Here is a 13,839-nt window from a genome sequence, read left to right as displayed (position 1 = left end):
GCAGTGCCACGCAGGATCGCCTTGATCAAGCAGGCCATGCCGTTGCCGCACAACTACAACAAAGGTGTCCCTGATGATGCAAACCTTCCGACAGGACTGGCTGTCCATCATTCGCAACGATCTGCTCTCGGGCGTCGTGGTGGCGCTTGCGCTGATCCCCGAAGCCATTGCCTTTTCCATCATTGCCGGGGTCGATCCCAAGGTGGGGCTGTACGCCGCCTTCAGCATGGCCACGGTCATCGCCTTCGCCGGAGGGCGCCCCGGCATGATCTCCGCCGCTACCGGCGCCATGGCGCTGGTGATGGTGTCTCTGGTGAAAGAACACGGGCTGCAGTACATGCTGGCCGCCACGCTGCTGACGGGCGTGTTGCAGATGATCATCGGCTGGGCGGGCTTTGACAGGCTCATGCGCTTTGTCTCGCACTCGGTGATCACGGGCTTTGCCAACGCGCTGGCGATTCTCATTTTCCTGGCGCAACTGCCCGAGCTGATCCGCGTGCCCTGGGCCGTCTATCCGCTGGTAGCGGCCGGGCTGGCCATCATCTATCTGTTGCCCAGAATCACCCGCGTGGTGCCTTCGCCGCTGGTGGCCATCGTGTTGCTGACCATCGTGACGGCGGCTTTCGGCATCCATGTGCCCACTGTGGGCGACAAGGGTCAGCTCCCGGATAGCCTGCCCATGTTTCTCATGCCTGATGTGCCGCTGAATTTCGAGACCCTGCGCATCATCTTTCCGGTGTCGCTGGCCATGGCCGTGGTCGGCCTGCTGGAATCGATGATGACCGCCACGCTGATCGACGACTTCACCGACACCTCCAGCAACAAGCGCCGTGAATGCGTGGGCCAGGGCGTGGCCAATATCGCCACCGGCTTTCTCGGCGGCATGGCGGGTTGCGCCATGATCGGCCAGTCGGTCATCAACGTGAAGTCGGGCGGCCGCGGGCGACTTTCAACGCTGACGGCGGGCGTCGTGCTGCTGGTCATGGTGGTGTTCCTCGGCGATTGGGTGGCGCGCATTCCCATGGCGGCGCTGGTCGCAGTGATGATCATGGTGTCCATCGGCACCTTCAACTGGGGCTCGATCCGCAATCTGCGCGAGCATCCCAAGAGTTCGAGCGTGGTCATGCTGGCCACCGTGGCCGTGGTCGTCGCCACCGACAATCTGGCGCTGGGCGTGCTGACCGGCGTGCTGCTGTCGGGTTTCTTTTTCGCCCACAAGGTCGGCAGCATCCTGCGTGTGAGCTCGCGGGCCGATGCCGAAGGCCGCAGCCGCACTTACACCGTGACCGGGCAGGTGTTTTTCGCTTCGGCAGACGCCTTCATCTCCCGCTTCGACTTCAAGGAGGTGATCGACAAGGTTCACATCAACGTCAGCCGCGCGCATTTCTGGGACATCACGGCCATCAGCGCGCTGGACAAGGTCATCCTCAAATTCCGTCGCGAAGCCACCGAAGTCGAGGTCACGGGGCTCAACGAAGCCAGCGCCACGCTGGTGGACAAGTTCGCGGTCCACGACAAGGACGGCGCCGAAGACCTGTTGATGAGCCATTGAGGAGCCGACCATGCCAGACCACAACAAAGTCACGGCCTGCGTAGATCATTCCCGCTTCGCCGACTACGTCACCGACTACGGCGCCTGGGCGGCGCAACGCATGGGCACGCTGCTCGACCTGCTTCATGTGCTGGATCGCCATCCCGAAACCGCAGCCTCCAGCAGCGACCACAGCGGCGCCATCGGCTTGGGCGCGCAGGACGATCTGCTGCAGGAACTGGCCGAGAGCGAACGCCAGACGCTGTTGAGCGCCCGCGAGCGCGGCCGCACACTGCTGGCCCGGCTGCGCCAGCGCGCGCTCGATGCGGGAGCCGCCGAGGTGGACATTCGTCAGCGCCTGGGCGAGCTCACGCAGACGCTGGTCGAGCAGGCCCCCGCCATCGGCCTGCTGGTTCTGGGGCGGCGCGGCGCATCGGCAGAACGGTCGGGGCGCGACATCGGCCGTCACGTCGAAGCCATCGTGCGCGCCCTGCACATCCCCATCCTGACCGTGACCGATGCGTTCACGCCACCGCAGCGCGTGCTCATTGCCTACGACGGCGGCAGCATGACCCGCCGTGCGGTGGAATGGGTCGGAGCGCAACCTTTGCTCGCCGGGCTGGACATCACCGTGTGCATGGCCAGCAGCCCTTCAGCGCAAACCGAAAAAGCGCTCGACTGGGCGCGGCAAACTCTGCAATCGCGCGGCATGACGGCGCAGGCGCTGGCCCGTGCGGGCGACCCCGAAAGCGTGATTTCCGCCGTGCTCAAAGAGCGGAACATCGATTTGCTCATCATGGGCGCCTACTCCCATTCACCGGTGCGCAAACTGCTGCTGGGCAGCAAAACCGCCGACCTGCTGCGCGCCTCGACCATACCCACTCTGTTGCTACGCTGACCCACCACACGCGGGCCTGTGGTGCAATGCACGGCTCCACGTCTAGACCCCGTTGCCCATGTCCACCCCCCCCATCCTGCTGGCTGAACACCTGCGCAAGCGCTACACCGAAGGGCCGCAGGCCGTCGATGTGCTCAAGGACGTGAACCTGCGCCTGGACGGCGGCCAGACCCTGGCCATCATCGGCGCCTCGGGTTCGGGCAAGAGCACGCTCATGCACCTGCTGGGCGGGCTCGACCGGGCCGATGGCGGCCGTGTGCAGGTCTGCGGGAGCGACTGGGCGCAGATGAGCCCCAAGGCACAGGGGGCATGGCGCAACCAGCATGTCGGCTTCGTGTACCAGTTCCATCACCTTCTGATGGAATTCAGCGCGCTCGACAACGTGGCCATGCCGCTGCGCATTCGCCGCACAACGGCTGAAGCTGCGCATGCCGTCGCGGCGCAGATGTTGCAGAGCATGGGCCTGGGCGCGCGGCTGCAGCACCGCCCTGGCGAGCTCTCAGGCGGCGAACGCCAGCGCGTGGCCATTGCCCGCGCGCTGGTCACGCAGCCGCAGCTCGTGCTTGCCGACGAGCCCACGGGCAATCTCGACAGCGAAGCCTCGGCGGTGGCGCTGGACATGCTTCTCGACGTGGCGCTGGCGCAGGGCGACGCCGTCATCATCGTCACTCACGACGCCACGGTGGCCGCGCGCTGCCAGCGCCAGCTCCGGCTGGTGAACGGCGCGCTGCAAGAAGCCTGAGAAAGTTCGGGCTCGCACCTGCGGCCGCCCGCACCGATCCACTACGATTGCTGGATTCGTTTTTTCCTCACACCCGCAGTCGTCCTGTTTGTCCATGTCCCGTTCCAAAGCCACCTTGTTTGAACTTCGCAGCGGCGCCATCGACGCCGTGCATCTGGTGGTGAAAACGCCCGACTTCGCCGCGCTGGCCGAAGCGCTGCAGCAGCGCTTCGACGCCGCACCCGAGTTTTTCTCGGGCGAGGCCGTAGCCATCGATCTGCGCCGCCTGGCCGACGACGCCACCCTGCCGCTGGACGAACTCGCCGCCCTGCTTCGCCGCTTCAAAATGCGGCCCTTTGGCGTGGTGGCGCAAGCCGCGCAACAAACCTGGGCCGGAGCCAGCGATCTGCCCCTGCTCGACAGCCGCGACGTCGGCCGAGACCCTCGCAAACCAGCCGAGAGCGCCGAAACCACCGAAGCCGTCTCTGCACCCGCAACGACACCCGCCGATGCGGCGCCCGGCGCCGAACCCCAACAAGCCGCGGCGCAGCCCTCCGTGCCTGCCGCAACACCCGCCCCGGAACCCGCCCCCGCTACGCTGCCCACGGTGCTCATCGACCGCCCGCTGCGCTCGGGTCAGCGCATCTATTCCCCCGGCGATCTCATAGTGCAGGGCGTGGTCAGCCACGGCGCCGAAGTCATGGCCGAAGGGCATGTGCATATCTACGGCGCGCTGCGCGGCCGGGCGCTGGCCGGGGCGCGCGGCAACACTGCGGCGCGGATTTTCTGCACCAGCTTCGAGCCGGAGCTGGTCGCCATTGCCGGCATCTACCGCACCGCCGAACAAGACTTTCCCGCCGGAGTGCGCGGCCAGCCGACCACCGTGCGGCTGCAGGGCGAACAATTGCTGATCGAACCGTTGGCACTCAAATAATTCAAGAAGGACAGAACTCATGGCGAAAATCATTGTGGTGACTTCGGGCAAAGGCGGCGTGGGCAAGACCACCACCAGCGCCAGCTTCGCCTCCGGCCTGGCCCTGCGCGGCCACAAAACCGCCGTCATCGACTTCGACGTCGGCCTGCGCAACCTCGACCTGATCATGGGCTGCGAGCGCCGCGTGGTGTACGACCTCATCAACGTCATTCAGGGCGAGGCCAAGCTCACCCAGGCGCTGATCAAGGACAAGCAGTGCGACAACCTGTTCATCCTCCCCGCCTCGCAAACCCGCGACAAAGACGCGCTCACCATGGAGGGCGTGGAAAACGTGCTCAAGGAGCTCGACGACATGGGCTTCACCTACATCGTCTGCGACTCGCCGGCCGGGATTGAAAGCGGGGCGCTCATGGCCATGCACTTCGCCGACGAAGCCCTCATCGTCACCAACCCGGAAGTCTCTTCGGTGCGCGACTCCGACCGCATTCTGGGCATGCTGTCGAGCAAAACCAAGCGTGCCATCGAAGGCGGCGAGCCGATCCGCGAGCATCTGCTCATCACCCGCTACAACCCCAAGCGCGTCAGCGACGGCGAGATGCTCTCGCTCACCGACATCCAGGACATTCTGCGCATCCAGCTCATCGGCGTGATTCCTGAGAGCGAATCGGTGCTGCAGGCCTCCAACCAGGGCACGCCGGCCATTCACCTCACCGGCAGCGACGTGGCCGAGGCTTATCAGGACGTGGTGGCGCGCTTTCTCGGCGAAGACAAGCCGATGCGCTTCACCGATTATCAGAAGCCGGGCCTGTTCAAGCGCCTGTTCGGCGGTTGAGGAGGGCACGCAACATGTCATTCCTCTCTTTCTTTCTGGGCGAAAAAAAGAAAACCGCCACCGTCGCCAAAGAACGGCTGCAAATCATCCTCGCGCACGAACGCGGCGGCAACGGCGCCCCCGCCGACTGGCTGCCCGCACTGCAGCGCGAATTGGTCGACGTGATCTCGAAATACGTCAAGATCGACAGCAACGACATCCAGGTCAAGCTCGAACGCCAGGACACGCTGGACGTGCTGGAAGTGAAAATCGAAATCCCGCCGCGGGGTTGACGGGAAGCGCGGGCCGAACGCAGTACAGGTACAGCCGTCCTGCCCCGTTCCTCAACCGCAGCTGCCGATATATCCGCAATTTTCGCAGCGGTCGCAGCCGTCCACTCGCCGTAGAAACGGCCCGCCGCATTCGGGGCAGATGCGGCCGCCGGGCAGCAGCTCAGGCGATGCGTCGGCCGATTCGAGGTCGATGCGCAGTGCTTCGGGAACGTGGGCGCGCTGCGCCAGCGAGAGCAGCGATTGTTCTCGGCCGGAGGCGTCGAGATAACCGCGGCGGCGCAGCAGTTCCTGCAGGGCGTAGGCGATGGCGGCGACTTCGGACTGGTGGAAACGCGGCGCACGGCTGCCGTCTGACTTGATGACTTCGCCGCAGCGCACCGGGCCTTTGTCCCACACGACTTCGCGCATGTTCTGCAAACTCTTGGCGATGGAGCCACCCGAACGTGCGACGAGGGAAAGCAGCCGCATATTGGAGGCGATCCATTGCTGGCCTTCGTCGCGCTGACCTGCGGGCATGAAGAACTCGATGGGCCGCTCGATGCGCACGGCCTCGCCGTTCACCCGGCCCTCTACTTCAGCGAAAGAGACGGAGAGATAGACGGTCTTCTGTCCTTCCGAGGTCATGTAGCTGATCTTGCTGGTGACGGCCTGCAAGTCGCCCGAGGGGCGACCCTCGATGCGGCGGGTGAGCGGATCGATGTCGTCGGCAGTCTGGGCAGATGCGGCAGCAGGCGCGGCCGCCGTGGGCGTGGCCTGCAGCACCGCGCCAAGCACGGCGTTTGGGCGGTATGTGGCCAGCCCTTTGAGCCCGGCTTTCCAGGCCTGCAGGTAGAGGTCTTTGAAGTCGTCGTAGGGGTAGTCGGCCGGGACGTTGACGGTTTTGCTGATACTGGTGTCGATGAAGGGCTGCACGACCTGCAGCATTTTCATGTGGTCGGTGGCGGGCATCTCCAGCGCGGTGACGAAGGCCGGCGGCAGGGCGCTCATGTCTCGGCCCAGGCTGCGGTACAGGCGCCAGGCGTGGTCGGCGACTTCGTACTCGCGGGTGGTGTTGTCGGCCATGCGCTTCTTGCGGGTATAGACCCACGAGAACGCAGGCTCGATGCCGTTGCTGGCGTTGTCGGCAAACGCCAGGCTGATGGTGCCGGTGGGCGCCACGGCGAGCAGGTGCGAGTTGCGGATGCCATGCGCGGCGATGTCGGCGCGAAGGGCTTCGGGCAGCCGCTTGGCGAAGCCGCTGTCGAGGTATTTTTTCGCGTCGAACAGCGGGAAGGCGCCCTTCTCCTTGGCGAGATCGACCGAGGCGGCATAGGCCGCGTCGCGCAGGGTGCGGGCCATGTCGGCCGCGAAGCGCCGGGCGTCGTCGCTGTCATAGCGCTGGCCGAGCATCACGCAGGCGTCGCCCAGGCCAAGAAAACCCAGGCCGATGCGGCGTTTGTTTTGCGCCTCGTTGTGCTGCTCGACCAGCGGCCAGTAGGTCACGTCGAGCACGTTGTCGAGCATGCGCACCGCAACACGGGTGACGGCCTGAAAACCCTCGGCATCGAACCGCGCCTGCGGCGTGAACGGATCGCGCACAAAACGGGTGAGATTGATCGAGCCCAGGCAGCAGCAGCCGTAGTCGGGCAGGAACTCCTCGGCGCAAGGGTTGGTCGCCTCGAAGGTTTCGCAGTAATAGAGGTTGTTATCAGCGTTGGCGGTGTCGAGAAACAGAATGCCCGGCTCGGCGTGGTCGTAGGTGGACTGCATGATCTGATCCCACAGATCGCCCGGCCTGGCCTTGTGCACCAGATCGATCTGCGCGTCGTTTTCGACCGCCTGCATGAACGCGGCGCTCACGCCGACCGACAGATTGAAGTTCTTGAACGCGCCTTGGTCTTTGGCGTGGATAAAGGCTTCGATGTCGGGATGGTCGGCTCTCAATACGCCCATTTGCGCGCCCCGGCGGCTGCCAGCGGATTCCACCGTCTCACACGAGGCGTCGAACACCCGCATGAACGACAGCGGGCCGCTGGCGCGGCTGTGGGTGCCGCCGACATGCGCACCCGCCGGGCGGATGCGCGAAAAGTCGTAGCCCACGCCGCCGCCGCGCCGCATGGTCTCAGCCGCCTGCGCCAGCGCCTTGTAGATGCTGGGCTTGCCGTCCTTGTCGTCGGACACCGAATCGCCCACGGGCTGGACGAAGCAGTTGATCAGCGTGGCCTGAATGTCGGTACCCGCCGCCGACATGATGCGTCCGGCGGGCACGAACCCGTCGGCCAGCGCCTGCCGGAACAGCGCTTCGCTGCGGGCCGGGTCGGCCTCTTCGACCGCCAGGGCGCGGGCGACGCGGGTGTGAATGTCTGCGATGGTGCGCTCATCGCCCTTGGCGTATTTCTCCGCCAGAACGTCGAGACTGATGTCTTGTGCTTGCATGATGGGAGCCTAAAAACGCAAAGGCCGCACGGCGGAATGCCTGCGGCGCGAAAAATCGATGCTCGGTTTATACCGCGTCTTCGTGATCGTCGGGTTCGACCTCGGTCAAACCCAGCAGGGTTTGCGTCTGATCGACCGGCAGCGCTTCCACCTGCTTGAGCTGGCGCGTCATGGCGCGGGTACGGGTTTCCGCCTGGCCGATGGTATTGCTCGCTTCGTCGAGCTTCTTGCGCGTTTTTGCAAGAACGTCGCCGAATTTGGTGAATTCTGTTTTCACCGCACCGAGCACTTTCCACACCTCGGTGGAGCGTTGTTCCAGCGCCAGGGTGCGAAAACCCATGTGCAGGCTGTTGAGCAGGGCCAGCAGGGTGGTGGGCCCGGCGAGCATCACGCGGTACTCGCGCTGCAGCGCCTCCACCAAGCCCGGTCGGCGCAGCGCCTCGGCATACAGGCCCTCGGTGGGCAGGAACAGAATGCCGAAATCGCTGGTGTGCGGCGCGGCAATGTATTTGCTCTGGATGGTCTTGGCTTCCTCGCGCAGACGTAGTTCAAGCGCCTTAGAAGCGGCCTCGGCGGCGGGTTTGTCAGCCTGCTCCTGCGCGTCGAGCAAGCGCTCATAGTCTTCGCGGGGGAACTTGGCGTCGATCGGCAGCCAGACCGTGCCTTCTCCCTTGCCCGGCAGGCGAATGGCGTATTCCACCCGGGCGTTGCTGCCGGGTACGGTTTCCACGTTGACGCCGTATTGCTCGGGGGTGAACACCTGCTCGATCAGGCCGGCCAGTTGAATTTCGCCGAACACCCCGCGCGATTTCACATTGGTGAACACCCGCTGCAGGTCGCCCACGCCTTGCGCCAGGGTCTGCATTTCGCCCAGGCCACGGTGCACCAGTTCCAGCCGCTCGGCGACTTGCTTGAAGCTCTCGCCCAGCCGCTGCTCCAGTGTGGCGTGGAGTTTTTCGTCCACGGTGGCGCGCATCTGTTCGAGTTTTTTCTCATTGTCGGCCTGCAATTCGCGCAGGCGCAGTTCCACCGTGCCGCGCATTTCGTTCAGGTTCTTGTCGGTGGACTGGCGCAGCTCGGTGAGGCGCAACTCGGTGGACTCGCGCATGGCGGTCTGGCCCTGCTCGGCGCTCTGGCGCGCTTCGATCAAGCGCTGGTCGGTGGCCTTGCGCAAGGCGTCGAGGCGCTCGATGAGCTGGGCCTGCAACGATTGCAGGCTCTGGGTGTTGGTCTGGGTGAGATGGCCGACCTGCTGCACCAGGGTGTCGCCCACCGCTTTTTGCAGGCTTTGCAGTTGCAGGTTGACGGCGTCGAGCTGGGCGTTTTGCGTGCGCGTGCTCTCGCCCTGCTGGTTGAGCAGCATTTGCTGGAATTGCGCCAGTTGCCCGGCCTGCTCGGTGCGCAGGCTCTGGCCACTGGTCTGCACCGCGCTGCGCAGTTCGCGCTCCAGACGCTCCATCTGAGGGGCCAGTTCTGCGCCGATTTCGCGCCGCAACTCGGCCAGACCGCGCAGACGCGACAACAGCGTCCAGGCCATGCCCAGCAAGATGAGCAACAACAGCGCAACGAGGAGGAGCAACACCAGTTCAAGAGACATGTAGGTTCAACCCGTAACGGGCGTGATGGGCGGCTGGCCTTGCAGCACCGCGACAAGGTTGTCCACCGCGAGTTGGGCCATGGCGCGGCGGGTGGGAATGCTGCTGCTGGCGATATGCGGCGTGAGCACCAGCCGCGGCGCGGCCAGCAGCGCGGGGTTGACGGCGGGCTCACCCTCGAGCACATCCAGCCCGGCGGCGCCCAGATGGCCGCTGTGCAGGGCGTGGGCGAGCGCGGTTTCGTCCACTACGCCGCCGCGGGCGATGTTGACCAGCGTGGCGCCGGGCTGCATCTGCGCCAGCTCGGTCGCACCGATGAGGTGATAGGCGGCGGGGCTGTAGGGCAGCGCCAGCAGCACATGCCGACTTTCGCGCAGCAACTCGGGCAGCTCGCGATAACTGGCGCGCAGATCGTCTTCGAGGTGCGCGGCCAGCCGTCTGCGATTGTGATAGAGCACGCGCATATTGAAGCCATGCGCCGCACGCCGCGCAATGGCCTGGCCGATGCGTCCCATGCCGACGATGCCCAGCGTGGCGCCATGCACATCCGCACCGGCGAACAGATCGACGCTCCATTTTTTCCACTGCCCCGCGCGCAGATAGCGCTCGGCCTCGCCCACCTGCCGGGCCGCGGCCAGCAGCAGGGCGAAGCCGAAATCGGCAGTGGTCTCGGTGAGCACGTCGGGCGCGTGGGTGACGATGACACCGCGCTCGGCGCAGGCGGCCAGATCGATGTGATCGACTCCCACGGTCATGGTGCTCACGACCAAGAGCTGCGGGCAGGCATCGAGCAAGGCGGTATCGATGCGCTCGCTGCCGGTGATGAAGGCGCCGTGCTTGTCGGCCAGACGCTGGCGCAGCGCCTCGGGCGTGGCGATGGCGTCGTCGGGCGTGGTTTCGACTTCGGCCACGGCACGCAGCGGCTCGATGACGTCGGGAAACACGGCGCGCGCCACGAGCACGCGCAGCGGGCCGTCTGCAACAAGATTGCTCATCGGAAAAACACCACGGTCAGGAGAAGAAAGCACGGCATCAGAACGGCCAGCGACCAACCCATATAGCCGAAGAACGAGGGCATGCGCACGCCGCGATGCTCGGCGATGGCTTTGACCATGAAGTTGGGCGCGTTGCCGATATAAGTGACCGCGCCCATGAACACCGCCCCGGCCGAAATCGCCATGAGGGTGGTGACATGGGCCATGAGTTGCGCCGCGTCGCCCCCCGCCAGATTGAAAAACACCAGATAGGTCGGCGCGTTGTCGAGAAAGGACGACAGCGCCCCGGTGAGCCAGAAGTACGCGGCCGCGATGGGCTGACCCTGCGCATCGGAAGTAAGCGAGACCAGCCCGGCCAGCGCTCCGCCGCTGCCCGCCCGCAGGATGGCGATGACCGGAATGATGGTGAGAAAAATGCCGAGAAACAGCTTGCCCACCTCGATCATCGGCCCCCAGGTGAACTGGTTTTCATGCCGCGCCTGCCATGGCGTGGTGGCCAGCGACAACAGCGCCACGAGGACGAGCGCTGCGTCGCGCGTGAGGTTCTGCAGATCGAGACTCTGGCCGAGTATCGTCACGGTGATGCCCGGTTTCCAAAGGCCGCTGTGCAGCACCGCGATGACAATGACCACCAGCCACAGCACATTCCACGCGCCAATGATGCCCAGCGGGCTGTCCGGCGTGGGGTCGATGGCCGGGCGCTCGGCCTCCTGGCTCCAGAACCAGCGGTCGAGCGCATAAAACACGGCCAACAGCAGGGCGCAGAGCAAAGCCGTGGGGGCCAGCAGGTGCTTGAGCGTCCAGAAAAAATCCACGCCCTTGAGAAAGCCGAGAAATAGCGGCGGATCGCCCAGCGGGGTGAGCGCGCCGCCGGCATTGGCCACCAGAAAGATGAAAAACACCAGCACATGCGCGTTGTGCCTGCGGCCATCGTTGGCGCGGATGACCGGACGCACCATCAGCATCGCCGCCCCGGTGGTGCCCATGACGCTGGCCAGCACCGTGCCAATGGCCAGCAGCAGGGTGTTCTGCGCCGGGCTGCCGTGCAGATTGCCGCGCACCGCAATGCCGCCGCTCACGGTATAGAGCGCTGTGAGCAGAATGACGAAGGGCAGGTACTCGTGCAAAAGGGTGTGCAGCGCAGCGCTCCAAGTGGCCTGCACGCCGAAACTGATGGCAAAGGGGATGAGAAACAGCGCAGCCCAGCCCGCCGCGATCTTGCCCTGATGGTGATGCCACACCTTCGCCGCAAACAAGGGCATGAGCGCGATGGACAACAGCATGGCCGCGAAGGGCAGCCCCCACCACAGGCTGAGCGTCGCCGGGTCGGGGCCGGTCTGGACGGTGGCGGCCGATGCCAGACCTGGCAACAGGCTCAGCAGCACCGTGGCCGCAGCACGGGTCTCACGCCGCATCGACGATCACCACATGCACGCGGTACGGCCCATGCGCACCGAGCACGATGGTTTGCTCGATATCGCCCGTGCGCGACGGGCCGGACACGGTGCTCAAGGCACGCGGCAATTCGCCCAGTTCGGCCCTGAGCAGCGCGTAGGCATCTTCCAGCGCAGCCACGATGCGGCTGGCCGGCACGATGGCGATATGCGTTTGCGGCAGCAGATGGGTGGACGACGGCGTGGCGGGCGAACTCGCCAGCACCAGCGAACCCGTCTCGGCCACCGCGCAGAAGCAGCCGGTGATGCCGAGCTTGTCTTCATCGCGCGGCGGACGGAACTCCAGGGTCACGCCCGCGTCGACCCAGGGCAGATCGGCCAGAGTTTCCCAGGCCACACCCTGCACACCCAAGGCCTGCTCGCGCAGATAAGCCGCCACCGCGGGCGGCACGTCCTGCGCGCTGGCGACCCGGACCACGCTGGTCTGCAGCGCCAGCGCCTGCGTGGTGAAACCCGCTATGCGGTCGGCAATCGTCGGCTGCGGCCCACGCACATGGCGGCCGATATCGACCTCGGCATCGGCCGCCTCGATGTCATGTAGCGCGGCCGGTCGCCCCTGACGGGCACGAATCTGCGCCAGGATCGCGGCGCGGGCGGTGTCGGTATTCATGCGGGAGATTCTAGGAGGCCAACCCCGCGCTTGCCCCTGTCGTTAACTCCAACAGACAGTTTGTTACCAATACTGACCGACTGTCATGTGACGGGTTTCTATGCTCAGCGTCGCCTATCACAAAAAAATCGTCTCGGAGACACTATGCATACCCCACACCAACAAGGCTCACGATTACAGCGCAATGCGCTGGGTCTGCCGCAAATCGTGGCATCCACGCTGGCCAATATCGCGCCAGCCATGAGTTTCTATTTCGGATTCGGCACCATTGTTCAGGGTGCAGGCTGGCGGCGCCGCTAACCATCATCGCCGCAATGGTGGTCGTGCTCTTCCTCACAAATACGCTGGCCGAGTTCTCGAAGTACCGGCCCAGCGCCGGGTCGTTTGTCACTTTTATCGGCATGGGCTTCGGTCCCGTTGCGGGTGCTGCGGCGTCGGTTTTTGTCGTGTTCGGTTATGTCATCGGGGCATCTGCCGTTGTTGTGATTTCCGGCGGTTGGGCGCATGACACCTTGCAGACTTTTCTCGGCATCAATGTGCCCTGGCAAATTCTGAGCGTCGCATCAGCGCTCATCGTTGGGTTTCTGGTGTCCAGAGGCATCGGTTTATCGACGAGGTGGGCGGCGGGTTTCTTCTACTTCGAGCTCGTCTTGCTGCTGATTGGCGCCGTCATCATGCTGGTTAAAAACGCGCAGTGGATCAACCTGTCGCCGTTTTCATGGTCGCAACTTGCCGGCGGCTTCAAGGGCCTCAGCCTAGGTTTCCCTTTGGCCATCTATCTATTCATCGGCTGGGAAAACTCGGCCATGCTGGCCGAGGAAACAAAAGATCCCCGGAGCAATGTTCCGCGAGCATTGCGCTCTGCCACTTTGGCCATCGGAGCACTCTATGCATTTCTGGCCTATGCCACCGAGATCGGCTTTCATCACAACGTAAAAGCCATCAGTGCGTCATCAATCCCCTTTGTCGATGCGCTCAAAGCCTCTGCCGCTGCACTGCTCATCGTGGCCTATCTCGCGGGCATCAGCAGCATCTTTTCATCTTTGATCGGGCTGACCAACTCTCAAGCGCGCATTCTGTTCAATTCGGGGCGCGAAGGCTTGCTGCCCAAATTTTTCGGGCGCGTCCACCAAAAACACCAAACGCCCCATATCGCCATGTGGACCTTCATCGCCATTGCCGTGTTGATTGTTGCGGTCTACGGCAGGCACATCAAACCCGTGGATCTGTTCGGCTATGCCGCCACACTGGGGACGATTCCCATCATCCTCACTTACCTGATTACCAACCTCGCCTTGCCGGTCTACATGCGAAAACACCACCGCGCGGAATTCCAGTTGACCAAACATCTCATTCTGCCGATTCTGGGAACCTTGCTGATGCTGATGCCCTTGTGGGGACTGGTGGAGCCCGGACAGCCGGAACCATTCAATCTCTTCCCCTACGTCGCCCTCGCTGTCTTGGCGCTGTCGGTGATCTACGGATTGATTCTGACCAAGAGTAATCCGCACCTTGCGCAGACCATCGGCAGCTTTATCGCAGACGAATAAAACACCGCACCCAAGCGAAGTCTTTAACTGGA

At 64.4% G+C, this 13,839-nt stretch carries 13 protein-coding genes; 8 read left to right on the top strand and 5 right to left on the bottom strand.

All coding sequences use genetic code 11. From position 1 onward, the window contains the following. Window positions 1–73: 73 nt before the first annotated feature. The 6 genes from B7X30_RS05530 to minE all read left to right on the top strand — a co-directional run bounded on the left by B7X30_RS05530 (window position 74) and on the right by minE (window position 5,188). Entirely contained in the window at window positions 74–1,552 is a 1,479-nt protein-coding gene (locus B7X30_RS05530; RefSeq protein ID WP_286729680.1) for a SulP family inorganic anion transporter, read from the top strand. A gap of 10 nt (window positions 1,553–1,562) precedes the next feature. Continuing rightward, window positions 1,563–2,429 carry a universal stress protein gene (locus tag B7X30_RS05525; RefSeq protein ID WP_286729678.1) on the top strand — a complete coding sequence of 289 codons (867 nt, stop codon included), beginning with the start codon at window positions 1,563–1,565 and terminating at the stop codon, window positions 2,427–2,429. Between the two features lie 58 nt (window positions 2,430–2,487). Next, window positions 2,488–3,171, top strand: a complete 684-nt coding sequence (locus tag B7X30_RS05520) for an ABC transporter ATP-binding protein (protein WP_286729674.1) — start codon at window positions 2,488–2,490, stop codon at window positions 3,169–3,171. 94 nt (window positions 3,172–3,265) lie between these two features. Beyond that, window positions 3,266–4,084 carry a septum site-determining protein MinC gene (minC, locus tag B7X30_RS05515; RefSeq protein WP_286729672.1) on the top strand — a complete coding sequence of 273 codons (819 nt, stop codon included), beginning with the start codon at window positions 3,266–3,268 and terminating at the stop codon, window positions 4,082–4,084. Window positions 4,085–4,103: 19 nt separating this feature from the next. Next, window positions 4,104–4,916 carry a septum site-determining protein MinD gene (gene minD, locus B7X30_RS05510; RefSeq protein WP_013122249.1) on the top strand — a complete coding sequence of 271 codons (813 nt, stop codon included), beginning with the start codon at window positions 4,104–4,106 and terminating at the stop codon, window positions 4,914–4,916. A 14-nt stretch (window positions 4,917–4,930) separates the two neighbouring features. After that, window positions 4,931–5,188, top strand: coding sequence for a cell division topological specificity factor MinE (gene minE, locus B7X30_RS05505; protein ID WP_013104679.1), 258 nt, complete (start codon window positions 4,931–4,933; stop codon window positions 5,186–5,188). Between the two features lie 51 nt (window positions 5,189–5,239). Here minE and B7X30_RS05500 read toward each other — a convergent pair whose 3' ends face one another. The 5 genes from B7X30_RS05500 to B7X30_RS05480 all read right to left on the bottom strand — a co-directional run bounded on the left by B7X30_RS05500 (window position 5,240) and on the right by B7X30_RS05480 (window position 12,257). After that, window positions 5,240–7,603 (bottom strand): adenosylcobalamin-dependent ribonucleoside-diphosphate reductase, encoded by a 2,364-nt coding sequence (locus tag B7X30_RS05500; RefSeq protein WP_286729653.1) that lies wholly within the window; start codon window positions 7,601–7,603, stop codon window positions 5,240–5,242. Window positions 7,604–7,670: 67 nt separating this feature from the next. Next, the gene (locus tag B7X30_RS05495; protein ID WP_286729649.1) at window positions 7,671–9,200 is read right to left on the bottom strand and encodes a DNA recombination protein RmuC; all 1,530 of its coding nucleotides are present in this window, start codon (window positions 9,198–9,200) and stop codon (window positions 7,671–7,673) included. A gap of 6 nt (window positions 9,201–9,206) precedes the next feature. Further along, complete coding sequence (locus B7X30_RS05490; RefSeq protein WP_286729646.1) at window positions 9,207–10,193, bottom strand: 2-hydroxyacid dehydrogenase; 987 nt, start codon at window positions 10,191–10,193, stop codon at window positions 9,207–9,209. Continuing rightward, window positions 10,190–11,608 (bottom strand): sodium:proton antiporter, encoded by a 1,419-nt coding sequence (locus B7X30_RS05485; RefSeq protein WP_286729644.1) that lies wholly within the window; start codon window positions 11,606–11,608, stop codon window positions 10,190–10,192. Before B7X30_RS05485 ends, B7X30_RS05490 begins: the two co-directional genes overlap by 4 nt. Then, on the bottom strand, window positions 11,598–12,257 hold the full coding sequence (locus tag B7X30_RS05480; protein ID WP_286729642.1) for a LutC/YkgG family protein: 660 nt from the start codon (window positions 12,255–12,257) through the stop codon (window positions 11,598–11,600). The genes B7X30_RS05485 and B7X30_RS05480 overlap by 11 nt, the downstream gene beginning before the upstream one ends. 144 nt (window positions 12,258–12,401) lie before the next feature. Here B7X30_RS05480 and B7X30_RS05475 point away from each other — a divergent pair, with 144 nt between their 5' ends. Both B7X30_RS05475 and B7X30_RS05470 read left to right on the top strand, forming a co-directional pair. After that, window positions 12,402–12,557 (top strand): hypothetical protein, encoded by a 156-nt coding sequence (locus tag B7X30_RS05475; RefSeq protein WP_286729640.1) that lies wholly within the window; start codon window positions 12,402–12,404, stop codon window positions 12,555–12,557. A 14-nt stretch (window positions 12,558–12,571) separates the two neighbouring features. Beyond that, window positions 12,572–13,807 carry an APC family permease gene (locus tag B7X30_RS05470; RefSeq protein ID WP_286729638.1) on the top strand — a complete coding sequence of 412 codons (1,236 nt, stop codon included), beginning with the start codon at window positions 12,572–12,574 and terminating at the stop codon, window positions 13,805–13,807. Window positions 13,808–13,839 lie beyond the last annotated feature (32 nt).

Origin of the sequence: Thiomonas sp. 13-64-67 (assembly GCF_002282795.1) — a bacterium.
In the GTDB taxonomy this organism is placed as follows: domain Bacteria; phylum Pseudomonadota; class Gammaproteobacteria; order Burkholderiales; family Burkholderiaceae_C; genus Thiomonas; species Thiomonas arsenitoxydans.
The sequence above is the reverse complement of the archived record's forward strand: the minus strand, read 5'-3'. Positions and strand labels throughout refer to the sequence as shown.

Coding starts and splice junctions, on each gene's coding strand:
- B7X30_RS05530 (WP_286729680.1), top strand. CDS start 74: ATGATGCAAACCTTCCGACAGGACTGGCTGTCCATCATTCGCAACGAT.
- B7X30_RS05525 (WP_286729678.1), top strand. CDS start 1,563: ATGCCAGACCACAACAAAGTCACGGCCTGCGTAGATCATTCCCGCTTC.
- B7X30_RS05520 (WP_286729674.1), top strand. CDS start 2,488: ATGTCCACCCCCCCCATCCTGCTGGCTGAACACCTGCGCAAGCGCTAC.
- minC (WP_286729672.1), top strand. CDS start 3,266: ATGTCCCGTTCCAAAGCCACCTTGTTTGAACTTCGCAGCGGCGCCATC.
- minD (WP_013122249.1), top strand. CDS start 4,104: ATGGCGAAAATCATTGTGGTGACTTCGGGCAAAGGCGGCGTGGGCAAG.
- minE (WP_013104679.1), top strand. CDS start 4,931: ATGTCATTCCTCTCTTTCTTTCTGGGCGAAAAAAAGAAAACCGCCACC.
- B7X30_RS05500 (WP_286729653.1), bottom strand. CDS start 7,603: ATGCAAGCACAAGACATCAGTCTCGACGTTCTGGCGGAGAAATACGCC.
- B7X30_RS05495 (WP_286729649.1), bottom strand. CDS start 9,200: ATGTCTCTTGAACTGGTGTTGCTCCTCCTCGTTGCGCTGTTGTTGCTC.
- B7X30_RS05490 (WP_286729646.1), bottom strand. CDS start 10,193: ATGAGCAATCTTGTTGCAGACGGCCCGCTGCGCGTGCTCGTGGCGCGC.
- B7X30_RS05485 (WP_286729644.1), bottom strand. CDS start 11,608: ATGCGGCGTGAGACCCGTGCTGCGGCCACGGTGCTGCTGAGCCTGTTG.
- B7X30_RS05480 (WP_286729642.1), bottom strand. CDS start 12,257: ATGAATACCGACACCGCCCGCGCCGCGATCCTGGCGCAGATTCGTGCC.
- B7X30_RS05475 (WP_286729640.1), top strand. CDS start 12,402: ATGCATACCCCACACCAACAAGGCTCACGATTACAGCGCAATGCGCTG.
- B7X30_RS05470 (WP_286729638.1), top strand. CDS start 12,572: ATGGTGGTCGTGCTCTTCCTCACAAATACGCTGGCCGAGTTCTCGAAG.